At 38.3% G+C, this 26682-nt stretch carries 25 protein-coding genes, 1 riboswitch and 1 other annotated feature; of the genes, 9 read left to right on the top strand and 16 right to left on the bottom strand.

Annotation, left to right across the window (positions count from 1 at the left end; genetic code table 11):
* Positions 1 to 149: 149 nt before the first annotated feature.
* The 8 genes from ACVWXS_RS21010 to ACVWXS_RS20975 form a co-directional block, all read right to left on the bottom strand.
* Positions 150 to 842 (bottom strand): AIM24 family protein, encoded by a 693-nt coding sequence (locus ACVWXS_RS21010; RefSeq protein WP_368638199.1) that lies wholly within the window; start codon positions 840 to 842, stop codon positions 150 to 152.
* Positions 843 to 926: 84 nt separating this feature from the next.
* Complete coding sequence (locus ACVWXS_RS21005) at positions 927 to 1115, bottom strand: hypothetical protein (protein WP_456960025.1); 189 nt, start codon at positions 1113 to 1115, stop codon at positions 927 to 929.
* Positions 1116 to 1447: 332 nt separating this feature from the next.
* Positions 1448 to 2719: an L-lactate MFS transporter gene (locus tag ACVWXS_RS21000; protein ID WP_368638198.1), complete on the bottom strand. Its 1272-nt coding sequence runs from the start codon at positions 2717 to 2719 to the stop codon at positions 1448 to 1450.
* A gap of 815 nt (positions 2720 to 3534) precedes the next feature.
* On the bottom strand, positions 3535 to 5952 hold the full coding sequence (gene leuS / locus ACVWXS_RS20995; RefSeq protein WP_456960024.1) for a leucine--tRNA ligase: 2418 nt from the start codon (positions 5950 to 5952) through the stop codon (positions 3535 to 3537).
* An 87-nt stretch (positions 5953 to 6039) separates the two neighbouring features.
* Positions 6040 to 6251, bottom strand: a binding site (T-box leader).
* A 129-nt stretch (positions 6252 to 6380) separates the two neighbouring features.
* Positions 6381 to 8132, bottom strand: a complete 1752-nt coding sequence (gene dhaK, locus ACVWXS_RS20990; RefSeq protein WP_456960023.1) for a dihydroxyacetone kinase subunit DhaK — start codon at positions 8130 to 8132, stop codon at positions 6381 to 6383.
* Positions 8133 to 8530: 398 nt separating this feature from the next.
* Positions 8531 to 10297, bottom strand: a complete 1767-nt coding sequence (locus ACVWXS_RS20985) for a SulP family inorganic anion transporter (RefSeq protein WP_456960022.1) — start codon at positions 10295 to 10297, stop codon at positions 8531 to 8533.
* A gap of 44 nt (positions 10298 to 10341) precedes the next feature.
* The gene (locus tag ACVWXS_RS20980; protein WP_374965576.1) at positions 10342 to 10710 is read right to left on the bottom strand and encodes an ArsR/SmtB family transcription factor; all 369 of its coding nucleotides are present in this window, start codon (positions 10708 to 10710) and stop codon (positions 10342 to 10344) included.
* A gap of 146 nt (positions 10711 to 10856) precedes the next feature.
* Positions 10857 to 12038, bottom strand: coding sequence for an MDR family MFS transporter (locus ACVWXS_RS20975; protein ID WP_456960021.1), 1182 nt, complete (start codon positions 12036 to 12038; stop codon positions 10857 to 10859).
* 406 nt (positions 12039 to 12444) lie between these two features.
* Here ACVWXS_RS20975 and ACVWXS_RS20970 point away from each other — a divergent pair, with 406 nt between their 5' ends.
* The gene (locus ACVWXS_RS20970; RefSeq protein ID WP_368638192.1) at positions 12445 to 13401 is read left to right on the top strand and encodes a TIGR01212 family radical SAM protein; all 957 of its coding nucleotides are present in this window, start codon (positions 12445 to 12447) and stop codon (positions 13399 to 13401) included.
* A complete protein-coding gene (locus ACVWXS_RS20965) occupies positions 13398 to 13976 on the top strand; it encodes a class I SAM-dependent methyltransferase (RefSeq protein ID WP_456960020.1) in 579 nt (192 codons plus the stop codon). Before ACVWXS_RS20970 ends, ACVWXS_RS20965 begins: the two co-directional genes overlap by 4 nt.
* Positions 13977 to 14028: 52 nt before the next feature.
* On the opposite strand, the gene ACVWXS_RS20960 is transcribed toward ACVWXS_RS20965, so the two are convergent.
* From ACVWXS_RS20960 to ACVWXS_RS20945, 4 genes are all read right to left on the bottom strand, one after another.
* A complete protein-coding gene (locus ACVWXS_RS20960) occupies positions 14029 to 14178 on the bottom strand; it encodes a hypothetical protein (protein ID WP_456960019.1) in 150 nt (49 codons plus the stop codon).
* 119 nt (positions 14179 to 14297) lie between these two features.
* Positions 14298 to 15806 carry an alanine/glycine:cation symporter family protein gene (locus tag ACVWXS_RS20955; protein ID WP_456960018.1) on the bottom strand — a complete coding sequence of 503 codons (1509 nt, stop codon included), beginning with the start codon at positions 15804 to 15806 and terminating at the stop codon, positions 14298 to 14300.
* Between the two features lie 171 nt (positions 15807 to 15977).
* Entirely contained in the window at positions 15978 to 16247 is a 270-nt protein-coding gene (locus ACVWXS_RS20950; RefSeq protein ID WP_456960017.1) for a hypothetical protein, read from the bottom strand.
* Between the two features lie 95 nt (positions 16248 to 16342).
* Positions 16343 to 17149: an alpha/beta hydrolase gene (locus ACVWXS_RS20945; protein WP_368638189.1), complete on the bottom strand. Its 807-nt coding sequence runs from the start codon at positions 17147 to 17149 to the stop codon at positions 16343 to 16345.
* A 136-nt stretch (positions 17150 to 17285) separates the two neighbouring features.
* On the opposite strand from ACVWXS_RS20945, the gene ACVWXS_RS20940 reads away from it, so the two are divergent.
* A complete protein-coding gene (locus ACVWXS_RS20940) occupies positions 17286 to 17804 on the top strand; it encodes a gamma carbonic anhydrase (RefSeq protein ID WP_456960016.1) in 519 nt (172 codons plus the stop codon).
* Positions 17805 to 17977: 173 nt separating this feature from the next.
* On the opposite strand, the gene metK is transcribed toward ACVWXS_RS20940, so the two are convergent.
* The gene (gene metK, locus ACVWXS_RS20935; RefSeq protein ID WP_456960015.1) at positions 17978 to 19174 is read right to left on the bottom strand and encodes a methionine adenosyltransferase; all 1197 of its coding nucleotides are present in this window, start codon (positions 19172 to 19174) and stop codon (positions 17978 to 17980) included.
* Positions 19175 to 19505: 331 nt separating this feature from the next.
* A riboswitch (SAM riboswitch) is annotated at positions 19506 to 19623 on the bottom strand.
* Positions 19624 to 20370: 747 nt separating this feature from the next.
* On the opposite strand from metK, the gene pckA reads away from it, so the two are divergent.
* The 3 genes from pckA (at position 20371) to ACVWXS_RS20920 (ending at position 23563) form a co-directional block, all read left to right on the top strand.
* On the top strand, positions 20371 to 21957 hold the full coding sequence (gene pckA, locus ACVWXS_RS20930; RefSeq protein WP_368638186.1) for a phosphoenolpyruvate carboxykinase (ATP): 1587 nt from the start codon (positions 20371 to 20373) through the stop codon (positions 21955 to 21957).
* A gap of 251 nt (positions 21958 to 22208) precedes the next feature.
* Positions 22209 to 22388: a hypothetical protein gene (locus tag ACVWXS_RS20925; RefSeq protein ID WP_456960014.1), complete on the top strand. Its 180-nt coding sequence runs from the start codon at positions 22209 to 22211 to the stop codon at positions 22386 to 22388.
* 218 nt (positions 22389 to 22606) lie between these two features.
* A complete protein-coding gene (locus ACVWXS_RS20920) occupies positions 22607 to 23563 on the top strand; it encodes an alpha/beta hydrolase (protein ID WP_456960013.1) in 957 nt (318 codons plus the stop codon).
* A 180-nt stretch (positions 23564 to 23743) separates the two neighbouring features.
* Here the strand turns inward: ACVWXS_RS20920 and ACVWXS_RS20915 are convergent, their stop codons facing one another.
* The 3 genes from ACVWXS_RS20915 to ACVWXS_RS20905 all read right to left on the bottom strand — a co-directional run bounded on the left by ACVWXS_RS20915 (position 23744) and on the right by ACVWXS_RS20905 (position 25874).
* Positions 23744 to 24520 (bottom strand): alpha/beta hydrolase family protein, encoded by a 777-nt coding sequence (locus ACVWXS_RS20915; protein ID WP_456960012.1) that lies wholly within the window; start codon positions 24518 to 24520, stop codon positions 23744 to 23746.
* Positions 24504 to 24971: an NUDIX domain-containing protein gene (locus tag ACVWXS_RS20910; protein ID WP_223556795.1), complete on the bottom strand. Its 468-nt coding sequence runs from the start codon at positions 24969 to 24971 to the stop codon at positions 24504 to 24506. The genes ACVWXS_RS20915 and ACVWXS_RS20910 overlap by 17 nt, the downstream gene beginning before the upstream one ends.
* A 585-nt stretch (positions 24972 to 25556) precedes the next feature.
* Positions 25557 to 25874, bottom strand: a complete 318-nt coding sequence (locus tag ACVWXS_RS20905) for a transposase (RefSeq protein ID WP_068986876.1) — start codon at positions 25872 to 25874, stop codon at positions 25557 to 25559.
* A gap of 136 nt (positions 25875 to 26010) precedes the next feature.
* Between ACVWXS_RS20905 and ytzI the strand changes: the two genes are divergently transcribed.
* The 3 genes from ytzI to yidD all read left to right on the top strand — a co-directional run bounded on the left by ytzI (position 26011) and on the right by yidD (position 26619).
* The gene (gene ytzI, locus ACVWXS_RS20900) at positions 26011 to 26157 is read left to right on the top strand and encodes a YtzI protein (protein WP_139114503.1); all 147 of its coding nucleotides are present in this window, start codon (positions 26011 to 26013) and stop codon (positions 26155 to 26157) included.
* Positions 26158 to 26227: 70 nt separating this feature from the next.
* On the top strand, positions 26228 to 26389 hold the full coding sequence (locus ACVWXS_RS20895) for a hypothetical protein (protein WP_368638183.1): 162 nt from the start codon (positions 26228 to 26230) through the stop codon (positions 26387 to 26389).
* Positions 26386 to 26619 carry a membrane protein insertion efficiency factor YidD gene (gene yidD / locus ACVWXS_RS20890; protein ID WP_456960011.1) on the top strand — a complete coding sequence of 78 codons (234 nt, stop codon included), beginning with the start codon at positions 26386 to 26388 and terminating at the stop codon, positions 26617 to 26619. Before ACVWXS_RS20895 ends, yidD begins: the two co-directional genes overlap by 4 nt.
* Positions 26620 to 26682: the final 63 nt, after the last annotated feature.

The following is a 26682-nucleotide window of genomic DNA, read 5'->3' as shown; positions in this document are numbered from 1 at the left end:
TTATCAGCGATTCTGGACTTTTATCAGCGATTTCCTGTAAGTTATCAGCGATTCTGGACTTTTATCAGCGATTTCCTGTAAGTTATCAGCGATTCCAGATCTTCTATCCATTAAAAAAGCGTGTCCTTAAAAAAAACGGACACGCTCTTTTAGCTTTCTTTAGACACATACACTTCCTCAAACGGCTGAATAATGACAAAGCCTTCACCTGAGAAAGCCATTTGAATGGACTCACCGCTCCCACGACCGATAAACGTACGGAAGCTAATATCTGTTTTAAATTCTGGTTTCAAATTGCCTGACCATGCTACTGTTGCATGTGGGTCCGTATAAACCGTTTCACCAGGCTTCACTAACAAGGTAAGCGGTTCAAAATGAGTTGTAATAGCTACCTTCCCTTTCCCTTGTAACGTTACATTAAACAACCCACCTGACATGACTCCAGCCATTTTACGCATTAAATGAATATCCCATTCTATACTCGGTTCAAATGCGAGTAAGTCATTACCATTGACACAAATACTTTCACCCTTTAAATCGAAGATCGTTATTTTTTTTCCTTGATCGGCTAAGTACAGTCGCCCTTTCCCATTCGCTTTCATAAGTTGTATACCTTCGCCTGTTAATGCCTTTTTAAACATTTTACCTAATCCATGCTCCAACACACGCTCACGCTCAAACTTAATATCGCCTATGTAGGAAATCATTGCGCCCATTTTTGACCATACTTCACCATCTAGATTGACCTCTAATACACGTTCAGTTTCTAACTCGAAATATTCATTTTCGTTGTCGTCCTGTTGTGTTTTATTGACAAATTCATCTAAAGAAAATTTACCCATTCCAATTCCTCCCTTTTTTATCTTATATACGTTTAAACTAATGAAAAGATTCAATTCATTTTAATTCCTCTTGAATTTCGCACTCTAACTAAGGCTCTTCACCAAAATCTGTACTTGACAGCACATTCCACTACAGGCGGACGCTTTCCTGGGGGCGAACCTTGAGCCTCCTCGTCGCGTACGCTCCTGCGGGGTCTCAAGCTGTTCGCTAATCCCCAAGGAGTCGCCGCCTTCCGTTCCATGTGCTAATTTCGTTTTTAAAACCAAGTACATGTTTCGGTGATGACCCCTAACTAAACTTACAAACTTTAGCGTTAACGGTTGTGCCTAAATATTTCTGACAAATACATCCCCAATTCTAGGTCCCCCCCTTAATGATTGATCAATGAGCCCTGCATTTACTTTTCGTTACAAAAATTCTCTTTTGGTAGCAAAATCACTTTATTTCCCGTAATGATATTGACATCAGACAACAGCTGTTATACATTAAAAAAAGATTAATCTAGTGTTATATAACACCAGCTACAAAAAAAGACCATACAAGCGTCATGTGCGAAATGACACTCATATGGCCAATACCTTCAAGTGCGAATTGAAAGTAAAATTTATCGTGTAGCGGAGACGTCTCCAACCTTTTGAGAAGCTTCTTTTAATGCTGTTTGTTTACGTACGTCGGCACGTAAAGTTAATGCAATTATTAATGAAGCTGCAATTAATCCTGTAAACACATAGAATACTGGAATATAGCTTCCATAAGCATTTTTAATTGCGCTTACTAAAAGCGGTCCAAAAACACCACCTAATGACCATGTCGTTAATAAATAACCATGTATAACACCAAGTTGCTTCGTACCGAATAAATCACTTGCAAATGCAGGTAAATTCGAGAAGCCTCCACCATAGCAACTAACAACTAAGAAAATAAGTGCTTGGAAAATAATAGCGTTTGTTGTATATGGTAAGACGATAAATGTAACTAGCTGTACGATAAAGAAAATTACAAAGACGTTCGAACGACCAATATAGTCAGACACAGCAGCCCATACTAAACGACCACCACCATTAAATAATCCCATAATTCCTACCATTGCTGCGGCTCCCGCAACTGATAATCCTACAATTTCCTGAGCCATTGGAGATGCAACAGAAATCATCATAATACCTGCTGTTACGTTCACTAAATGCATCGCCCATAGCATCCAGAAATGCTTAGTTCTTACAGCTTCACGCGCTGACATTACAGCTAAATCTTTTTTCACAACTTCTTTCCCATTGTTTGCAGCAGCCTTCATATTCGCTGGCATATAACCAGGTGCAGGCGGCACTATATATAAAGCCCCTAAAATCATTAACGTGAAATAACTTGCCCCTAAAATAAAGTACGTTGTAGAAATACCCACAGCCTCCATTAAGTTAGCTGCGACAGGTGCTGTAATGAGTGCCCCTGATCCAAACCCAAGTACAGCCATACCTGTTGCCAAACCACGACGGTCTGGGAACCATTTAACTAATGTCGATACAGGTGAAATGTAACCAATACCCATACCCAATCCACTTAGTAAACCATATGTTAACCAGTACATTGTTACAGAATCCATTTCAATCGCTAGACCAGCACCAGCTTGTCCTGCTCCAAATAGAACAGCTGCAATCATCGCAGATTTACGTGGCCCCATTTTCTCTACTAAGCTACCAAATAATGCTGCGGAAGAACCCGCAAGCCCCATCATTATTGTAAAGGCAACCGTTACGTTTGTTTCACTCCAGCCCATCTCTGTGACAATCGGTAGCTTATATACACTGTATGCATATGCTCCACCGATCGAAAGATGAATAGCGATTGCGGATAATGCAATTAACCATCTATTTTTATTCATAAATTCTCTTTTCTCCCCTCTTTTGCTACCTGTGAAAGTTTTATGAACGTCCATGTAAAACAATTTACCATTTAGAATTATTCAAATGCAAGATGTTTTTCAAAAAAATATTATTTCCCCAAAAAGTTTTTTATTTTTCACCCTTGTTATATTACATCGAAAACCCTACAACCTCTAAGTAAATAGCTGTTTATTAAAGGAAAACCACAACACTTTTTAGCTAATATTACTTTTCCACACTATTACCTCAGTTCGAAATAATTATTCTGATATAATTAAATTTGTGCATATTTTCACATTCAAACTATGTATAGTTCATATTTTTCCGACTCAGTTATTTTTTTCGCCCTTCTCCATAAATCACAATCGAATATTAAATAGGTAGAAATATTAGGAATAAAAGAGAATTTTAAAACTTAAACAAAAGAAATTTTTCACACAAAAAGAAACCAAAAAATAATATTAAATGATATTTTTAACTTTTAATAAATTTCCACTTTAATAAACCCAATACATGTTGTGCATATTTTAAATTGAATGATCATTACCTATTCATTTTTATTATTCAAATATACATTTTTCTTTCAAAAGGAATCGTATACATTCTCATTTAACTATGGCTAGTGATGTTATTTAAACCCAAAAACAACTATTCCAATTAATTTTCATCAATAACATTTGTTATAGCACGCAAGTAAAAATTGTCCTTTTTAACTAATATTGGTTCACTACCATAACGTGTGGTTATAGTCGTATCGAAATCTCAGTTGGTTTCAGTATAAAAAAAGTGCCCAAATTGGGCACTTTTATCATTATTATTTAACTACGATGTTAACAAGCTTGCCTGGGATAACAATGATTTTTACTAAGTCTTTGCCTGCCATATACTCTTGTACTTTGTCATCTGCAAGTGCTACTTTTTCGATTTCTTCTTTTGAAGCATCTTTTGCTACGATGATTTTGGCACGTACTTTGCCGGCAACCTGAACTGCGACTTCCACTTCATCATCAACAAGTTTAGACTCGTCATATGTTGGCCATTGCTCATATGAAAGTGTTGCATCATGACCTAATAGCTGCCATAACTCTTCTGCAACGTGTGGAACCATTGGAGCTAGCATCTTCACAAAGCCTTCTGCGTAAGCTGTCGGAATAACATCTGCTTTGTAGCAATCGTTAATGAATACCATCATTTGTGAAATAGCTGTATTAAAGCGAATACCTTCATAATCCTCAGTCACTTTTTTCACAGTTTGATGGTATGATTTTTCAAGTGTTTTATCATCAGAAGCTTGAATTTTCGCAGCGATTGTTCCATCTTCTTCATTGATAAATAGACGCCAAATACGATCTAAGAAGCGACGTGCTCCGTCCAAACCATTTGTTGACCATGCAACAGATGCTTCAAGTGGACCCATGAACATTTCATAGAGACGTAAAGTATCAGCACCGTGTGAAGAAATGATTTCATCAGGGTTAACAACATTGCCTTTTGATTTAGACATTTTTTCATTACCCTCACCAAGAATCATCCCTTGGTTAAATAATTTATGGAATGGCTCTTTCGTGTGTACAACACCTAAATCGTATAGTACTTTGTGCCAGAAGCGAGCGTATAGTAAGTGTAATACCGCATGCTCTGCTCCACCGATATAAATATCAACTGGTAACCAGCGTTTTAGTAACTCAGGGTCAGCAATTGCTTCTTTATTTGTTGGGTCAATATAACGTATGAAGTACCAGCTAGAACCTGCCCATTGTGGCATCGTGTTCGTTTCGCGACGACCTTTTTTGCCTGTTTCAGGGTCAACAACATTTACCCATTCAGAAATATTTGCTAGTGGAGATTCACCAGTACCTGAAGGACGAATATTATCTGTTTTTGGTAGCACTAATGGTAATTCGGATTCTGGTACTGGCGTCGTTGTACCATCTTCCCAATGAATCATAGGAATTGGCTCTCCCCAGTAACGTTGACGAGAGAATAACCAGTCGCGAAGACGGTAAGAGATTTTCTTCTCCCCTACGCCTTTTTCCTCAAGCCATTCAATTGCCTTAGCAATACCGTCCTCTTTGTTTAAGCCATCAAGGAAGTCAGAGTTAATGTGCTTACCATCACCTGTGAATGCCTCTTTGCTAATGTCGCCGCCTTCAAGCACAGCAGTAATTTCTAAGCCAAATTCTGTTGCGAATTCATAGTCACGTTCATCATGTGCTGGAACTGCCATAATTGCGCCAGTACCGTATGATGCTAATACGTAGTCCGCAATCCAAATCGGCATTTTTTTACCGTTAATAGGATTAACTGCGTAGGCACCCGTAAATACGCCAGTTTTTTCTTTCGCTAAATCTGTACGCTCTAAATCAGATTTCATTTTTACTTTTTCTAAATAAACTTCTACAGCTTGGCGTTGTTCAGCAGTTGTAATTTGCTCCACTAATTTATGCTCAGGTGCAAGAACACAGTATGTAGCACCAAATAATGTATCAGGACGAGTTGTAAACACTGTGAAGTTTTCATCTGTGCCATCAATGCTAAATGTTACTTCTGCACCCTCAGAGCGACCAATCCAGTTACGTTGCATATCTTTAATAGACTCTGGCCAATCAACTTCTTCTAAGTCGTCGATTAAACGATCTGCATAGGCAGTAATTTTAAGCATCCATTGCTTCATCGGACGACGTTCTACTGGATGACCACCACGCTCTGACTTTCCATCAATAACTTCTTCGTTTGCAAGTACTGTTCCAAGTGCTGGGCACCAGTTTACAGCCACTTCATCTACATACGCTAAGCCCTTTTTATAAAGTTGAATAAAAATCCACTGTGTCCATTTATAATATTCTGGGTCTGTAGTGTTAATTTCGCGATCCCAATCATAGCTAAATCCTAGCTCTTGAATTTGACGCTTAAATGTAGCAATATTTTTCGCCGTAAATTCTGCTGGGTCATTCCCTGTATCAAGTGCATATTGCTCTGCTGGTAAACCAAACGCATCCCACCCCATTGGATGTAGAACATTATAGCCTTGCATACGTTTAAAGCGTGAAAGGATGTCTGTCGCTGTATAACCTTCCGGGTGTCCTACGTGAAGACCTGCGCCTGATGGGTATGGGAACATATCTAACGCATAAAATTTTGGTTTATCCGTTTCATTTTCAGTTTTGAAAGTTTTATTATCGGCCCAATATTGCTGCCACTTTTTTTCGATTTGTAGATGATTAAAACTCACGATTTTTCCTCCTTCGAATTTGTAATATTACTCTTCATAATAATTGACAAAATATTTAAAAAATAAAAAAACTCGCCCCTTTCTATAGAAAGGGACGAGAGAATTCGTATCTCCCGCGGTACCACCCAAATTAGTGATCACACTCGGCTTTAGCTTCCTTAACGCGGAAGGAACGGCACGCGCTGTTTCACGCGGGCAGACTCAGAAGGCGAGTTCAATTTGCTTTCCTACTAGCTCCCACCAACCGCTAGCTCTCTAAAAAGAAACACAAATTTACTATTCCTCATCACTGTCTTTTCATGTATTGCATTTATTCTAATGGAAAGTACTGAAAAGCACAAGGCTTTGTTTACATACTACCCATTATTGAACAATTCAATCCCTAAAGGTAGCAATACCCGAAATACATTGTGTCCATAGAGCTCGCATTATTTTAAACTATGAGAAAGCTCCGTAAAAATAACCCCTAGTGCATATGCACCAGCATCCGGATATCCTAGGCTTCTTTCACCAACTGTACCCGCACGACCCATTCGAGCAACAATTTCTTTTGTATATTCCGCTCCTTTAACAGCAGCCTCTGCCCCGTTTTCAAAAGCTATTTTAATATCCGTACCAGCTGCAGCGCTTTCTAACCAAGCATTTACACAAGGTACAAACGCATCTACAAGCGTTTTATCGCCTACCTCTGCTCCTCTTCCGAAAGAACGCTCACCAACAGACTGTATACCTTTTAGTGTAGCTTGTAACATTTCAGCAAACTCTCCGACTGTTAATTCCATTTTCTCTTCTACAGCTTTACTTGCAGCTCGGAAAGCTCCACCCCAAATTGGACCAGAAGCTCCTCCGCAATGTTCCATAATTATCATAGAACACGCATCCAGGAAAGTTCCAATATTTAAATGTTCTTGATTTAGAATCGAGCTCCATCCTCGTTTCAATTGCTTAAATCCTTTAGCGACACTCATTCCGAAATCGCCATCACCTGCATGGGTATCCAATTCGCAGAAAGGCACTTCGTTCTTGATAATAATTTCGCTCATTTTATCTACGAGATAAATTATATTGTTTAATGTGATTACCTCACTTTTGATGATAGCGTGTTCTTCCTCTGTTTCCGTCTCAAAGAAAACTCGCTTCTCTTCTACGTGATCATTAATATCTACGTATTCTACACGCTCAACTGGTCCATCTACCTTAAATGCAGGTGTATTACATTCTTTCGATAGTAATGCTTTCAGCTCATCATCTAGTTTCATTACTGTTAGAGAAATCCCAGCCATATCAATACTTGTCATGTAATTGCCGACAAACGTTCTATTGATTGGAATATTTCTTTTACTCAACTCTCTAGTAACTGCATTGTTAAACAGATAAAGTTCTTGCAGAGGTGTACCACCAAATCCATTTATTAGGATAGCAATTTCATCATCTTTATCTAGTCCTAAATCTTTCATTAGGTCATTTGTCATACGGAAGGCTAATTCATCTGCAGTCATCATTTTTTCACGTTTTCTTCCTGGCTCTCCATGAATACCGACACCATATTCCATCTCATCTTCACCTAATTTGAAAGTTGGTGATCCACTAGCTGGCACCGTACATGAAGTTAGTGCTAGACCAATTGTTCGAACATTTGCCGCTGCTTTTTCCGTCACAGCTTTGACCTGCATCAAATCCATACCTTCTTCTGCAGCGGCACCAGCGATTTTATGTACTAACACAACTCCCGCAACACCGCGTCGTCCTACTGTATAAAGACTATCTTCTACTGCAATATCATCATCTACGCGGACATACTCTACTTGAATGCCATCCTCAGAAGCTAGTTGAGCACCATTTTTAAAGTTCATAATATCTCCGCTATAATTTTTAATAATGAGCAGTGTACCTTTTTTGCTAGCTGTTGCTTTAATTGCTTGATATACCTGTATTTGTGAAGGAGAAGCAAAGACGTCACCGCATACTGCAGCGTCCAACATTCCTTTTCCGACTAACCCCGCATGTGCCGGTTCATGTCCACTACCGCCACCGCTAATTAAAGTTACCTTATTTTCATTCATTTCTTTTTTCTTAATTACTTTATATATTTTTAACAACTCAAGTTCCGGATGAGCCATAACCATCCCATTGCACATTTCCATAACGAGTGTTTCAGGTTGATTCATAATTTTCTTCATTTTTATTCCTCCTCTGTAAGCTTTGTTACATTCTTTGCAGCCTATTTCGTATCCATACTTCTATAATTATTCATAGGAGATTCCTGCTATGATAGGATTCCTATTATTTGAAAGCATATTCTTAATAATTATAGTAAAATGAAAGCGTTTTCTCACGGAAGGACAAAATGAACAATTTGCCTAAAGACACTCACCCTACATTAACGAATATAATTGCGGGGATGATTATAACGACCTCTCTGGCAGTTCATCTCCCACCTAACTTCTTTGCTTTCGCTAGATTTTGAGGTAGGAGACTTGTACCAAATGCTTCGCTTTCAATAAGATAAATTACTGCCCGTTAGGTTGGGATAAAGTGAAAATTTTAATCGGTGGGGATTCTTCATCCCCACCGATTATTAGTCTTCACCAATCAGGCAGCTAGGGGCAGTTACTTTATTTACTGTCCCTTCATCGCGAGATAATTCCTGACATTCACGGAAAGCAAAGTGCTTACACCCGATACATTTATTTATATCTAAATAGCTTAAAGCTTTATTAATTGCTTCTCCTGTATGCGGATAGAAATGATCCTCACCAATCTCAGCATATAAGCCATTGTTTTGTAATGCTAATTTCAATTCATCTTGAACACCTGTAACTAAAATAGTGTCACCCTGGGCTTTAAAATTCCGGACGACATTACCAAAATATGTCTCACCTGTTGTATCCAAAAAGGGCACTTTACTCATACGTAATATCAAAACTTTTTGTTGTTGTTGAACGGAACTTACAATTGCCTCCTCAAAATTTTGAGCTGCGCCAAAGAAAAGAGGACCCTCAATTGTATAAATACTAATTTGTGGACAGTCACGCTTCTGATGAACAACATGTGATTGTACCTTCCCACTCTCTTTCGAATGATCCGGTAATACCTTTGTTACTACAAGCTTTTCGCTCATACGCTTCGCAAATAATACAACTGCTAACACAAGCCCCACCTCTACAGCTAATGTTAAGCTTGTGAAAACAGTCAGTAAAAACGTAATCATCAAGACCAGGGAATCTCCTGATTTCAATTTAAGGATATGTGCAAAATGTTTTTGCTCACTCATATTCCAAGCTACAACCATTAAAACTGGCGCCATACTAGCCAATGGGATATGTGAAGCAACTGGTGCTAATAATAATAAAGTGACTAATACAAATACGCCATGGATAACACCTGACATTGGTGATGCTGCACCTGTTTTAATATTTGTCGCAGTACGGGCAATAGCACCCGTTGCAGGAATCCCCCCAAACAAAGGGGTTACAATATTAGCAATCCCTTGACCAATAAGTTCTCGGTTACTATTATGTTTTGTATTTGTCATCCCATCCGCTACTACCGCTGATAGAAGGGATTCAATTCCACCAAGCATAGCAATCACAAATGCTGGGCCAATAAGTAGCTGAATTCGCTCGAATGTGATTTCTGGAATTGCAAAATCCGGTAATGTATTTGGAATTACTCCATAGGCTGTTGCTATTGTGGCAACTTGTCCAGAAAAAAAGATTGTTGCTACAAGTGTAGAAACAACAATGCCTGCTAACGCCGCAGGTACTTTAGGTAAAACTTTCGGTGTAATTAATATAATGACAAGACTAATAATTGCCGTTAAAACACTATAAAAACTTGTCGTATTAATATGCGTAACAATTTCTTTTATATTGTCAATAAAATACTCATGATTTTCAACATTTTTCAAACCCAAGAAATTGGCAATTTGACCTGTAAAAATAATAACAGCAATTCCAGCTGTAAAACCTATCGTCACGGGACGTGGGATAAATTTTATTAATGAGCCTAGTTTAAAAATACCCATTAAGCACAAAATAATCCCGGCCATTAATCCAGCAATTAGTAAGTTTTCATAGCCATACGAAATGACGATCCCTAGCAGAATTGGCACAAACGCCCCTGTAGGTCCCCCAATTTGATATTTCGACCCACCAAAAATAGAAATAAGTATACCAGCAATAATAGATGTATATATGCCATACTCGGGCTTAACGCCTGACGCAATGGCAAAGGACATTGCCAGTGGTATTGCCACAATCCCGACAATAATCCCTGATATTAAATCTTTCTTTAAGTGATGAATAGAATACCCTTCATATCTCCCCGTAAACAGTGACTTCATCTATAAATCTTCCCTTCAAAAAGGTAAATGTTTCATAATAAACGCTACATATCCTCTTCATTTTCGTTAATAGCCATCTCTTCTAATCTTGTAATTGTATTTATTAAGTGATTGTTGAAAATATCCTTTGCTATACTAAGTAATTCAACAATCATCGGATCACTTAAAGAATAGTAAACTTTTTTACCCTCTTTCGTCCCATACACGATATTTTTTCCTCGTAATACACTTAATTGCTGAGAAACAGCTGAGCCCTCTTTTTCTAAGCAACTTTGAATTTCGTTGACACTTTTTTTACCATCTACTAGTAATTCCAATATTCTAATTCGTAATGGATGTGCTAAAGCTTTAAAAAAATCTGCCTTAAATTGTTGTAAGCTCTCTTCCACATATATCCCTCCACGGAACTTCATCTTTACATATTCAAATATTTGAATATGTATGATTGATTCTACGCTACAATATGTTTACTTTCAAGAGTAAAAATTAAAAAACGAGCAGAAAACGTGTTTCCCACACAGTTTTTGCTCGTTTCCGGAAAATTTTTGTTAAATTTAACCTATTGATCTGTCACTGTTTTATTCTCTCGTAAAGGATAATCATAGATAAGACATGGAATAATCGCAAACAATACTATAATTACTAGGATTAATACGAGTACAATCATGCCAAACTGATCGACCATAATACCACCAAATAGAGGACCTATCATACGACCTGCTGTTGCCGCACTATTGATAATCCCTTGATAAAAGCCCTGACGTCCTTTTGGTGCAAGCCGATTGGCGATGGTAGGTAAAGCGGGCGTATAAAACATTTCGCCAAACGTTAACACAACCATGGCGGCAGCAAACATTTTAAAATCACTAGCAAAGGCAATAATTCCAAAAGATAATGCGATAAGGACAATACCAAATACTAATTGCCGCTTCAATTTATTTTCCCAACGCTTCACTAGTGGTGCAATTAACGGCTGCCCTAAAACAATAAGTAGGCCATTAATAGTCCAAAGTAAGCTGTACTGTTTCAATCCTAATCCTAGATCTTGCGTATAAGAAGAAATAGTTGCACTCCATTGTGAATAAGCTAGCCAGCATAGCACAGAGGATGAACTTACAATTAATAATGCATAAAACGGTGCTTTATTAATAATTCGTTTACTTTCACTTACTACATTTTTCGGTGCAATGCTACCCTCTTCTAATCTTTTAAAAGTAAATAACGCTATAAAAAAGAACAAAATATACATAACTAAGTTGACTTTAAATACATAGTCAAACTGGTAATCAGCAACTACCCCAGCAAGTGCAGGTCCAATTGCCACTCCTAAATTTTGAGCTAAATAAATGGCGTTAAAGGCCTTCCGTCCGCCCTCAGGCCACGCAGTTCCAGCTAAAGCAAACATTCCAGGGAATACGATACCTCCACTAAAGCCAAGTATCGTTAAGAACCATACATAATGTGGCCATCCGTGCCAAATCGTTAAACCAATTAATGAGGCAATCGTCAAAAAAATGCCAAACATTATTGATTTATAGCCCCCTATTCTATCAAATAAATAACCGCCTAATAGATTTCCCAATACGCCGGCAGCAGAATTCAACATCAACACAAAGCCAGCCATCGCAAGCGACTTCCCTAAATAATCGTGCAAATAAATGGCGTTTAAAGGCCATAAAAAAGAGTTGCCCGTTGTGTTCACAAGCATTCCGATAATTAAAAACCACACACTTTTTGGCATAGAATGACCTCCATTATTTCGATACTCTAAATAGTTAGTTTATGTTGAAAAATACGAAAGCACAAGAAAAATAATTTTACTCTTTTTACATAGACTTAAGAATACTTTTAATGCAGGTGTTTTTAGTGTAGGTTCGTAAAGCCCTCTATGATTTGCTCTGGTGGATGCCCTTTTCGCTCAGCTATCACCACGATTCGCTCCGGTCATTAACCTTTTCGCTCGGCTTCCCCCATGATTCGCTCCAGTCATTATCCATCGCTCGGCTTCCCCATCCACTCGCACCAATCGTCTTATTTTTTCGCTCAGCTCTCCCAGTATTAAATAGTAAAGTCCTTAATAATAAATTCTTACCTCATGACGGAACCATTGACACATGATAAAATATAGTGTTAGAGGAGTGAAATAAATGACAGAAACAAACTTTCCTTTTCCTTCAGACGGGAAAAGATATTATACATGGAATCGCTATTTACGTGAGCAATTTGGTCATAAAGTTTTTAAAGTAGCACTGGATGCAGGTTTTGACTGCCCAAACCGTGATGGTACAGTTGCCTTTGGAGGCTGTACGTTTTGTAGTGCAGCAGGTTCTGGTGATTTTGCCGGCAACAAAGTTGATCCAATCGAGGTGCAATTTGCTGAAATCCGTGACAAAATGCATCAAAAATGGAAGGATGGCAAATACATGGCCTATTTCCAGGCATATACAAATACACACGCACCACTACCAGTATTAAAGGAAAAATTTGAGGCAGCTCTGGCCCAAGAGGGTGTTGTTGGATTATCCATTGCAACTCGCCCAGATTGTTTGCCAGATGATGTTGTCGAGTATTTAGCTGAATTAAATGAACGCACATATTTATGGATTGAACTTGGACTTCAAACTGTGCATGAAAAAACAGCAAATCTCATCAACCGTGCCCACGATTATGCAACATATGTAGAAGGTGTTGAAAAGCTACGGAAGCATGGTATTCGAGTATGCTCGCATATTATTAATGGCCTTCCACTTGAAGACTATGACATGATGATGGAAACTGCTCGCGAGGTAGCAAAGCTTGATGTACAAGGCATTAAAATTCATTTACTACACCTTTTAAAAGGCACGCCTATGGTTAAGCAATATGAAAAGGGTATGTTAGAATTTTTAGATCAGGAGGTTTACACAAAGCTAGTAGCAGATCAACTTGAAATTCTACCACCAGATATGGTTATTCATCGTATCACAGGCGATGGACCAATTGATTTAATGATTGGTCCGATGTGGAGTGTTAATAAATGGGAAGTATTAAATGGAATTGATGCTGAACTTGAACGCCGTGGAAGCTGGCAAGGGAAATTTTATAAAGCTGAGGTTCCGAAATGAAGCTACAACGCGTTTTACAATATGCTCAACAGCTAATAAAGGATGCAGTTGCCGAGGGCGATACTGCGGTGGATGCCACTGCAGGAAACGGCCATGACACATTGTTTTTAGCACAACTTGTCGGTGATGAAGGTCAAGTCTACGCCTTTGATGTTCAAAAAAGCGCAGTCGATGCAACTCTCCATCGCCTTTTAGATAATGGCTTAGAGCATCGTGCACTTGTTTTACACAGGGGACATGAAGAAATAGCCAAATATGTACACAAACAAGTAGCTGCTGCTATTTTTAATCTTGGTTATTTGCCTGGTAGTGATCATGATATTATTACAAAGCCTAATACTACGATACAAGCAATTCAGGATTTGTTAAAATTGCTCAAAGTCGGCGGTCTTATAGTCCTTGTCATTTATCACGGTCATCCGGGTGGCAAGGAAGAACGTGATACAGTGATAGAATATGTCAGTCAACTTCCCCAAAAATATGTACATGTATTAAAATACGAGTTTCTAAATCAACAAAATGATCCACCCTTTGTTATTGCTTTAGAAAAAATGAAAGATTACCCGTTAATCTAATCCATTTACGCCCGAAACAAGATAAGTATTTCGGGCCTTTTTTTGAGGCTTCTCACCATAACGTGGAGTTGATTTCCGTTCCGACTGGGCGCTTTCCTGGGGGCGTCCGATGAGCCGCTTGGGCCGACACGATGTTGGTCACGAAGGCGTTATCACAGGACGTGATGCTCTTAGCCTTCGTTCCTCTATCGCTAACCCCCAAGGAGTCGCCCAGTCGTAACGAAGATCAACTTACTCAGAACCACCAGGATTTTATTTTATAAAAAATAAAAGCTATCTAATAGAATATTACAATCTATTAGATAGCTTTCTCTTTATTGTCTATTTATTTTTACGTTTTTCATTATAGTCTATCCAGAAATCTGCACCTTTAATTCCTAGTTTACGAGGATCAAAAACAGGATCTTTTCCTTCTTTTTTCTGTTTCTCATAATCCTTTAATGCAACAATTGCAGGTTTCATAATAATTAAAATTGCTAAAACATTAATCCAAACCATTAGGCCCAGTCCAACATCCCCCATTGCCCAAGCAAGGTCAGATGTGCGTATAGTACCGTAGAACGAAGCAATTAAAATAGCAAATTTCGCAACCCAAATGGCGACTTTTTCTGTAGCTCCTGAGAATAGATACGCCACATTTGTTTCGGCAATGTAGTAATATGCCATAATTGTCGTAAAAGCAAAGAAGAATAATGCAATCGCTACGAATGGACCACCAAAGCCTGGTAGTGAAGAGTCAACTGCATATTGTGTGTATGCTGCACCTTCTTTAATACTTTTCGCAAATGTTATTTGTTCATCCCCAGTTAATCCGTCTTTATTGAATTCACCAGTATAAATAAATGAATCCGTACCTTCTGCAGCTTTTTCATCCTGTACATTATACATTCCAGTAAATAAAATCATAAATGCTGTAGCTGAACAGATTAATAATGTATCAATATATACAGAAGCCGCTTGCACGATTCCTTGTTTAGCAGGATGTGATACTTCTGCTGCCGCAGCTGGATGCGCTCCTGTCCCTTGACCGGCCTCGTTAGAATAAATTCCGCGTTTAACACCCCATGCAATAGCAGATCCGATTATACCACCAAAGATTTCTTGTGCACCAAATGCGCTAGAAAAAATTAATGCAATTACAGATGGTACTTCTTCAATATTCATTGCAATAATGATAAGGGCCATAAGAATATAAGCTAACGCCATGAAAGGTACTATAATCTGTGCAGCATTGGCAATCCATTTAACCCCACCGATAATAATGGCACCTAGTAATATGGCAATAATAAGTCCTGTAATCCAAGTTTCAATATTAAAAGCGTTTTCAACAGCTGTCGCAATTGCATTCGATTGAACACCCGGCATCAAGATTAACATTGCAGCTAATGCGGCAATAGCAAAAATAACTGCAAACCACTTTTGCCCCATTCCCTTTTCTATGTAATATGCGGGTCCGCCACGATATTCTGTATCTTTCTCTTCTTTATAAATTTGAGCCAACGTCGACTCAACGTAAGCAGTTGCCGCACCGATAAAGGCAATTGCCCACATCCAAAAAACAGCACCAGGTCCCCCCATCCCGATTGCTGTCGCAGTACCGGCAATATTACCTGTACCTACTCGACCAGATAATGCGATAGACATCGCCTGAAAGGATGAAATCCCCTTATCCGATTTTTCACCTTTAAACATTAAAACAAACATATCTTTGATGTGTCTTACTTGTAGGAATCGTGTAATGATTGAAAAAAAGAGTCCAATCAATAAGATACCATAAATAAACCACGGTCCCCATAAAATGTCATTCAATGTTCCAACAATTGCTTCCATCTTACCCCTCCAATTTTGAAATTTTACTTTAAGTCATTATAGTATTACACTTTTCAGAAAATTACAACATTATATTCGGAGATTATTTACCAAAAGTTGGAGGTGTGTTTTTTAAATATATGTCGTGTATGTAAGTCAATCGGAGTCGGAGCTGGACGACGCCTCGAGGAATTAGCGTCTTAGGTGAGACTCTGAGCGAGCCAGTAGAAGACGAAGGCTAATAAACGCCTTCGTGACCAACATTTGTGCTATTGTCGCTTTGCTTTCGCACATAAAACATTTGTTGCTGCCGCTTTGCTTTCGCACATAAAACATTTGTTGCTGTCGCTTTGCTTTCGCACATAAAACATTTGTTGCTGCCGCTTTGCTTTCGCACATAAAACATTTGTTGCTGCCGCTTTGCTTTCGCACATAAAACATTTGTTGCTCTAAGCGGCTCATCGGACGCACACAGGAAAGCGCATCAGTCGGAACCCATATTTATGGTGATGAGCCATGTTAGTAACAATACGTTAGCAAGTTTTAGAGAGGTTACACTACTCTATAATGTAACCAATTCTTCGAAGAGCATTATTAATAAAATCACGTATATAAACAAAAATTTCTTCACGCTCTACTTCATGAAATAGATTATGATAACAGTTTTCCCATTCTTTGAATTGAAACTCTGTAAATTCCTGCTGATATAGCCAATTACGGGTTTGTTTAGTTTCAGTAATACTATCTTTTTCAGCTGTCATAACTAACATAGGCCTATTAGGGAATTCAGCTTTAGGCAATAACACTAAATTACGCATCATTTGCTGTAGCTCTCTATACCATTTCACAGAAACGACTGACATAAAAGAAACCTCATCCTTCATCTCATCTCTTCCTTCTACACTGCGCGTTAACGTGTTTAATGTAATTTCATGAGTCATTTTCACATTTGCTGTCAGGGCACTTAGACTAGTTAGAGCATTCGATAGTTTACCTGGCAATAGCTTTAAATTTAGCCAAGGTGAAGTTAAAATAATACCTGCGCATTCATATTTTCGCTTATGCATGGTGTGTAGTAATAATGTTGCACCAAGCCCATGTCCTATTAAAAAGACAGGTAAATTATACGAAAAAGCATTCTCGATTAAATGCCTTGTATATTTGTTGTATTCTTTAAAATCTTCATCATGAACACGTGAAAATCCTACATCTACACCATGATTAGGTAAATCCCCCATGACTACGTGGAAGCCTTCCAATCTAAGTTTTTCTATAAGCCATGCATACCAGCGGTGATTTTCATATGCACCATGAATAATAGCAACCACAGCCTTTGCTTGCCCATCAGCTTCCCATTTCCACATTTCACATAGTCCTCCTAAAAAAATAATTACACAATGATTATATCGAAATATTTCGCTCATTTTAATTTTATATTTCCATCAAGTTGCGTATTTGATACGATAATAATACATCATAGAAAGAAAAGAGGCGATTCTCATGATCTATCCATTTAAAGGGAAAACACCAAAGATCGATCCATCTGTTTTTATTGCCGATTATGCAACCGTTACTGGTGACGTTATAATAGGTGCTGAAACGACAATTTGGTTTAACACAGTAATTCGAGGTGATGTATCACCAACAATTATCGGAAAACGAGTTAGTATTCAAGACCTTTGTTGTTTACATCAAAGCCCTAAATATCCGCTCATTATTGAAGATGAAGTAACAGTCGGACATCAAGTAACTTTACATAGCTGTACGATTCGTAAAAATGCCTTAATAGGTATGGGCTCAATAGTTTTAGACGGAGCAGAGATTGGAGAGGGTGCATTCATCGGGGCGGGTAGTCTTGTACCTCCAGGCAAAGTCATTCCTCCGAATAGCTTAGCATTAGGTCGTCCAGCAAAGGTTGTACGAGAATTAAATGCTGAAGATAAAGAAGATATGGAACGCATCGTACGTGAATATGCAGAAAAAGGTCAATACTATAAATCTCTTCAAACAAAAATATAAATAGCTATTTCAATTACATCGAAGCAGCTCCTCGTATTTTTGGACAACCAAGCCATACATAGTTGTAATTAGAAGCTATTTTTTTGGATAAAACTATTTCAGCGGATGTTTGGACACCCGCTGAAATGAGTTAAAATAATTTTACAGCTTCTGCATTGTTTTAGCTAAACTATTTATAATCCTGCTTTTTCCATTAATGCGTCAGCTTTATCTGTTTGTTCCCAAGGTACATTTAAGTCCGTACGACCGAAATGACCATATGCTGCAGTTTGCTTATAAATAGGACGACGAAGATTAAGCATTTTTATAATCCCTGCTGGGCGTAAATCGAATAGCTCGCGTACCCATTCTACGATATCAATTTCCTTAACTTTTCCTGTCCCAAATGTATCTACAGCAATAGATACTGGTTGAGCAACACCGATTGCATAAGCAAGTTGTACTTCAGCACGTTCTGCTAAGCCTGCCGCTACGATATTTTTTGCCACATAGCGTGCTGCATATGCCGCTGAACGGTCCACCTTAGTTGCGTCCTTACCAGAGAAAGCACCTCCACCATGACGCGCATAGCCACCGTATGTATCAACGATGATTTTACGTCCTGTTAGACCAGCATCCCCTTTTGGACCACCTATTACGAAACGGCCAGTTGGGTTGATGAAATATTTAGTATTAGCATCTAGTAATTCATTTGGCACAACCGGAGCAATAACGAATTCTTTTATATCTGCTTGAATTTGTTCAAGCGTCGCTTCTTCGTCGTGCTGTGTTGAAATTACAATCGTATCTACGCGCACTGGTACATTATTTTCATCATATTCAACCGTTACTTGCGTTTTTCCATCTGGACGTAAATATGCAAGTTCGCCAGATTTACGTGCTTCCGTTAAACGACGAGCTAATTTATGCGCTAAACTAATTGGTAATGGCATAAGCTCTGGTGTTTCGTTACATGCATAACCGAACATTAAGCCTTGGTCACCGGCGCCAATTGCTTCAATGTCAGCGTCTGACATAGAGCCTTCACGCGCTTCTAAAGCTTGGTCAACACCTTGCGCAATATCAGGTGATTGCTCGCCAATCGCAACAAGTACTGCTAGGTTTTCAGCATCAAAGCCATATTTCCCACGAGTATAACCGATTTCTGCTACAGTATCACGGACGATACCTTTAATATCGACATATGTAGAAGTAGTAATTTCTCCTGCTACTAATACTAAGCCTGTTGTTACAGTTGTTTCACACGCTACACGCGCATTTGGATCTTCTGCTAAAATAGCATCTAAAATGGCATCCGAAATTTGGTCACAAATTTTGTCTGGATGTCCTTCTGTTACACTCTCTGATGTAAACAATCGACGGTTTGTCATTTAGTTTTCCTCCTATTACTCTTACAAATAAAATTTGTGAATGAATACGGTACTCATTACCCATGTCAAGTCCGTTCCTAAGGATTGAACTCTCAAGCCGTTGTTGCTGTCGTTTCACTTTCGCACAAAAACAACCTGTTGCTGTCGTTTCACTTTCGTACAAAAAAAAACAGTTGCCGCTTTTAACACGAGGATTTTCGAAAGATCCGTCATTATAATAAGGAAAGGATTACACATACTTACCTTTACATTCGTTTTTTACAATAAAAAAAATCCTTCTCTCACGCTTACTTAACATGAGGAAAGGAAATAATGACTTCGTAACCTTTCACTCTTATCGTTCAAGGGTTTACCCTTGCATCAGGTTGGCACCAACGCATGTCGTGAAATAGTTCATGCAGGTTGCCGGGTTTCACAGGGCCTGACCCTCCACCAGCTCGGGATAAGAGTATCCGTTCAATATCTCATAATACGTAAAAGGTCGAACGTTGTCAATTATTTTTGCTTTATCCCTTATCAATTATGCCTTGCTATAATTGTGTCCGCTACGCTTTCAGTACAAAAATTATCTGCTGAAAGAAGTTAAAAACTATGGAATACACAAGGAATCAAAACACTTAACATTTGGATTATGCTATAATTTGAAGCACAGAGGCTTATTACCATAACGACATGGCAATAGTTTCAACAAACGTATCCTAACTTTTGGTGATAAGCCCAAAATAATCCCTACTCTCCACCTCACATCATGTGTTAACATATGTGTGACCCTTTAATCTTCATTCGACAAATGTTTTTTGTGGCGAAAGTAGATCGTCAGCTACGGAAGAATACCATCTCATTATGTGGTGGATGAAAATAGTTATGCCCCCTTTTCAGTCGGTGACACACTCCAACTGATAAAAACCAGCTAAAAATTTGACATCCTGTGCGAACCTCATGTTGGTCAAAAGCTTCCCAAACGCGATTCAACTTGTCGAAAGTGGTTGTGTAATCACTTGATTATAAATAGGGTAAAAAGCATTCTTAAAGCGAACAAATTAACTTTTTGTCGTTTTCTTGAAAAGTAATAAAATCTCAAAAATAATTTCTGAATTAGTATAGATTATTTAAGCAATTGTGTTATACTATTTTTGAAATTAAGAAAATCTCCCCAGACTCAAGGGAATACTATAAAAAAGGATGGTATTTAATCGATGAATTCAGTAGAAATTGCAAACGAACTGAAGGAATTATTAAACGGCGGTAACATTAATGTTCAACTTTCAGTACCACAATTAGCTGAAAAGGCAACATCTCGTGGTGAAGCTATGTTAACAGTAGATGGCGCTGTTCGTGCAGAAACTGGCAAATACACTGGTCGTTCACCTAAAGATAAATATATGGTAGAAGAAGAAAGCACAAAAGATAAAATTGACTGGGGAAAAGTAAACCAACCAATTTCTTCTGAAGTGTTCGATAACTTATATGTAAAAGTAGTAAAATATTTAAAAGAACGTGACGAATTATTCGTATTCAAGGGCTTTGCTGGTGCTGACAAAGATTCACAATTGAGCATCCAAGTAATCAATGAATATGCTTGGCACAATCTTTTCGCTCATCAATTATTTATCCGTCCAACTGCAGAAGAATTAACTTCTCATGTTGCTGACTTCACAGTGATTTCAGCTCCTAACTTTAAAGCAGACCCTGCTATCGATGGCACAGCTTCTGAAACATTCATCATTGTATCACTTGAAAAGAAAATCATCCTAATCGGTGGTACTGAATACGCTGGTGAAATCAAAAAATCTATTTTCGGTATCATGAACTACTTATTACCACAACAAGGCATCCTTTCAATGCACTGCTCAGCAAACGTTGGTGAAGCTGGTGATGTTGCATTATTCTTCGGTTTATCTGGTACTGGTAAAACTACTTTATCAGCTGATCCTGAGCGTAAGCTTATCGGTGACGATGAACACGGTTGGTCTGATAATGGTGTATTCAACATTGAGGGCGGTTGCTATGCAAAAACAATTAACCTTTCTGCTGAAAAAGAACCTGAAATCTACAATGCAATCCGCTTCGGTTCTGTTCTAGAAAACGTAGCTGTTGATCCAGAAACTCGAGTTTGTGACTATGATGATGGTTCATTAACAGAAAATACTCGTGTAGCTTATCCAATCCAATTCATTGAAAATATTGTTGATCCATCTGTTGCAGGTCACCCAAAAACAATCATCTTCTTAACAGCTGATGCATTTGGTGTATTACCTCCAATCAGTAAATTAACAAAAGAGCAAGCAATGTACCACTTCCTAAGCGGTTTCACATCTAAACTTGCTGGTACAGAACGTGGTGTAACAGAGCCAGAACCAGTATTCTCAACTTGCTTCGGCTCTCCATTCCTTCCACTTCCAGCAACAGTATATGCTGAAATGTTAGGTCAAAAAATTGACGAGCACGGTGCACAAGTATACTTAGTGAACACTGGTTGGACTGGTGGCGAATATGGTACTGGTAGCCGTATGAAGCTTTCTTACACTCGTACAATGGTACGTGCTGCAATTGATGGCCAATTAGCTGATGTTGAAACAATTCAAGATTCAGTATTCGGCTTAAACATTCCAACTGCTGTTGAAGGTGTACCAACAGAAGTGCTTAACCCTCGTGATGCATGGGCGGACAAAGCTGCTTATGATGCGAAAGCTTCTGAACTTGCTGGTCTATTCAACGAAAACTTCAAGAAATTCTCAAATGTTTCTGAAGCCATCACTAAACTTGGTGGTCCATTAAAATAATTTACTATGCAAAGGGAACGATTTCATAATCGTTCCCTTTTTTGTGTTGAAAAAGAAAATTTTCGTAAATATATAGCTCTCTTTAAACGAGGGTGATTTCCATTCTAGACTACTCGCTATCCTATGTATCTAGCCACTTCTTCTGCTTTGTGCTTTGCTACCGCTTCGATTTCGCACACATAACAGTACCGTTTTATCAGTATTAATTGAGAGTAGTATGCCAGAAGATACATGCCGAGTGAAAGGATTGATTGGAGCGGAGACTGGGCGACTCCTTGGGGATCAGCGATAGGGGAACGAAGGCTAAGAGCATCACGTCCTGTGATAACGCCTTCGTGACCAACATCGGTGCTGCTGCCGCTTCGTTAGCACTACGCTTTCGCGCAAAAAACATCTGTTGGCCCGAGACCCTGGAGCGAGCACGCGAGTGAAGCGGCTCATCGGACGCCCCCAGGAAAGCGCCCAGTCGAAGCGGAAATCAATCTCTCATTTTTGCCGAAGAGCCACACTAAATTATTAACATTTCGACAACAATCAAAAGGAACGATTCAAGTAGTTCCCTTTTTTATATCCCCTTATTTTGAAAAGTCTACTTTTCATATTAGTAACTTTGTGTATAATTCATAATAGTAGTTTTAGGGGGATACATATGAAAAGAAAGTATAAAGTGATTATTACCATTGTCAGTCTTCTATTAGTATTGTTTATTGGGGTTGGATTTTTTGCAGGGAATTATTTTTATAACTTCGCCTTAAATCCTAATATTGATAAATCAGAAGTGTTTAATGCTCCGCACAATTCTATTGCTGTTAGTCCTAAGGATGCTAAAGAAAAAGAAGAGAGTGAGAAGTGGTTTAAAGAGAATTATGAGGATTCTTATATACCGTCTTTCGATGATTTGAAATTACATGCCTATACGCTTAAAAATACAAACGAAACAAATAAATGGGCAATTATTTTCCATGGATACTCATCTGATGGCTCACAAATGACAAAGTACGCTAAGCACTTTTATGATACAGGCTACAACGTTCTCGTACCTGATGCAAGGGCTCATGGAAAAAGTGAAGGTGACTATATTGGTATGGGCTGGCATGATCGACTTGATGTAGTCTCTTGGATTAATAATATTATCAGTTCTGATAAAAACGCTGAAATTGTTTTGTATGGTGTTTCCATGGGTGGTGCTACAGTGATGATGGCCTCAGGAGAAGATCTACCTGACAATGTTAAGGCTATTATTGAGGATTGTGGTTATTCCTCAGTTTGGGATGAATTCTCCTATCAATTGAAAGCACTCTTTAATTTACCTGAATTTCCTATTATGCATTTTTCTTCAATTGTTACGAAGTTAAGAGCTGACTTTACGCTTGGTGAAGCTGATACCGTCAAGCAAGTAGCAAAATCGAAAACACCTATACTATTCATTCATGGAAGTAATGATACATTCGTTCCCTCTGATATGCTAAATGAAGTATATGAGGCCGCCAATGTACCGAAGGAGAAATTTATAGTTGAAGGTGCTGGACATGGTAATGCTGAAAGTGTTGCTGGAGATACCTATTGGGAAACTGTTAATAACTTTTTAGCAAAATATATAGAGTAAATATCCTTAATTTTTGCTACCGCTCAGGTGTCTACCCAAAGCACCTGAGCGGTTCTTTGTCCTACCCGAGCAGTTTTCCCACTGACCCGAGCAATTCTGAGGTCTACCCCAAGTTAATACCTTTTTGATTCAAAGAGTTTCTACATTAGAATCGTTGAATGGAAAGACAGCTTGAATACCTTATTGTCGTTTCATCCATTCACAAAGTGCATGTACTGTTGCTCTATTTTTTGCCGGTGGATACTGATGAGCGTAGCGGCTATCATACCATGTCTCATATGTTTTATCAGCATCCTTTAAATAAAACTCTAACTGTCTTGCATGTTCAATATCTACATTTTCATCACGGTAGCCATGAATAATAAGTACGGGAGCTGTAATGTGCTCTACCTCAAATAGTGGTGTTCGAGCATCATAAGCCTCTGGTACACGATTAGGCGTCCCTCCAATAACCCGCTTCATCATACGGCGCATATCTGTCCGCTCCCAATATGTAGCTGTTGCATCAGATACTCCTGCCCATGTCACAACAGAGGTGATATCTCTACGTAATATCGCTGTCCACAGTGCCATAATGCCACCACGCGAAAAGCCAAAGATATGGATATTATCATTACAAAACTTTTTTAGCACATCTACTGCGTATACAGCGTCATAACGATCCCCTCCAGCAAACTCATCTCGACCTTCTCCACCTCGATTGCCACGGTAATATGGGGCGAAAACGATAAAGCCTTGTGCTGCAAACTGTGCGACACGAGAAGGTCTCACCATACCAATGCTTTGCATACCTCCACGTAAATATAAAAAGCCATCATATGTACCTTCTGCCTTAGGCTCTGCTAATAATCCCTTCACACGTAGCCCCTGTGACATATAAGTAATTTCGGTTAAACGAATAGCTGGATTCGGCGAAGGATAGGCACGCTTTTTTACGATCTCACCATTGTTTGTCACGATGTTTCAACTCCTCCAGCATTTTCTTCATACCCTCATCCTTCATATGAAAACTCAAGTTAGGATGCTGAGCAAATTCTTCATCTGTTAACCAAAGCATGCCTGACGTTTCTAAATCAAATTCTATGTCCTCTTGCCCTGCAAATTGTGCGGTAAAGACCGTTTTACAAAATAAGATGTCCTCATGAACTGCGTATTCTGCAAACCATTTAAGATTTTTCACATGAACACCAGTTTCCTCAAACACTTCCCTAACTGCCGCCTGCTCCAATGTTTCTCCTGGTTCTTGCTTTCCACCCGGAACCTCTACACCACGGCGTTTATGAATCGTACATAACCACTTATTTTTATGTTTTAAAAAAACGAGTACATGCTTAGGCTCAACCTCAAGTTGCCCCCTTGTAAAGCTTAAATCTACTCGTAAACCATTTAAATCTGTAAATGAGAACACGCTCTTCAACTCCTTTTTATATTGCAAAAGCATTATTTCATACATTAAGTTAAATCTATTACTAAGAAATAATAGCATTCTTCAGCACATAGATAAAAATCTATGTCAGTATTGGCCTTAAAAGTATGTATCTCCTATAATTCACTGCTCTAATAAAGCGGATAGAGTATGTATTAAAAAACGCAGCAGTTTGACAGGCCAGAGGAATGTTTCTGCAATGTTCCAAATTCCATGTACTCACGCTCCTTCAACAGTCCTTAAAGATCCATTTATTTTTACTATAGACTATAGCTTAAATAAAGTGGTATTAGGAGTATTTTTTGCTAAAGTCTTATTTGCCTAGTTACTATTTTATTTATGCTTTTCGTTTTAAAGAAATCCACAATTTTTACAGATCGTGTAGCGCCATTTCCTCACTCTTTAACACTAGTATTGGAAAATAACATTCAAAAGAAATAGACTCTCGGTATATAGAACTCTTTCTATTTAATAATAGACATTGCAATCATTATAGTTTTCAATTTTAGCGTGCATTAAAAGCTTATACAAATTAGGGTCGCTGAAGTTTTTCAGTGACCCCTAATCTTAAACACGTTTATTGAAATAAGGAAGTTGTTCCACAAATGCTTTCGTATCATCATCCCCATACTCATGGACGAGTGCATAGATTTTTTTTAATCGCAAATCAATTTCATCATTTTCCCTATCTAGGTGATACTGTATATACGGTAACTGTGCACGCCATGCATTTGAAATTTCTAACAGCTGCATTTGCTGAAAAATCTTTTCAAAGACATCTAATGCTTGGCGGTCTATATTGAGTTCAAAGTTCCACGGTCCTGCATATGGATTTGTATAATACGTTCTATTGGCAAGTGAAAAATATACACGATGACGCTCCATCTCTACAAACCTCCTTTTTCCATAGTATGGAGGTAAAAGTGCCATTTTATTCGCTGGAATGTCAAACTTCCTTCACAACTAAGTAAGATTATCTAATTTATAATAGATATGATGATTAAGGAACGGAGGGAATGCCATGAGTTTAATCACGCTTTTAATTGTAGCAGCGATTATCGTTATTTTAATAACAGTCGCGACTATTATTAGTGTCAATCGCGCATATGCCTTTAAACATACAGTTGATGAAAAACCTAAGCAAAGCTTTCATCCAGATGAAGACTAGTTCAATTTGTACATTTTTTAAAGGAATTCTTTTATAATATTATTAACAAATAGAATTTGGAGTGAACACAATGGGCGTACCATTACCAATAATAATTATGATTGCAATGATGATGCTTATGTTTGGCGTTTCTGTCATTGTCCTTTTGAAGAAAAAAAGCAATTTCTTTACACAGACTATCGATGCTAAGCCTGAACAGGTCAATCCACAACAAAAGGATAAACAAATATGAAATATCCCTTTATATGGCTCATTAAGTTTTACAGAAAATTTATTTCACCTATGACGCCACCATCCTGCCGCTTCTACCCTACATGCTCCTCTTATGGGCTAGAAGCTTTTCAAAAACACGGTGCCATTAAAGGATTCTATTTAACGATTAAGCGCATATCAAAATGCCAACCATTACATCCTGGCGGCTTTGATCCTGTGCCTGAAAAATGGCCTTCGAAAAAGAATTAATTTTCGAGGGTCATTTTTTCTTGTACTTTTTTCAGATGTACGTTATTATAGAAACTGTTCTAA

This window comes from Lysinibacillus sp. TE18511, from assembly GCF_054062295.1.
Note: the sequence above shows the minus strand (reverse complement) of the source record. Positions and strands in the feature narration are given on the sequence as shown.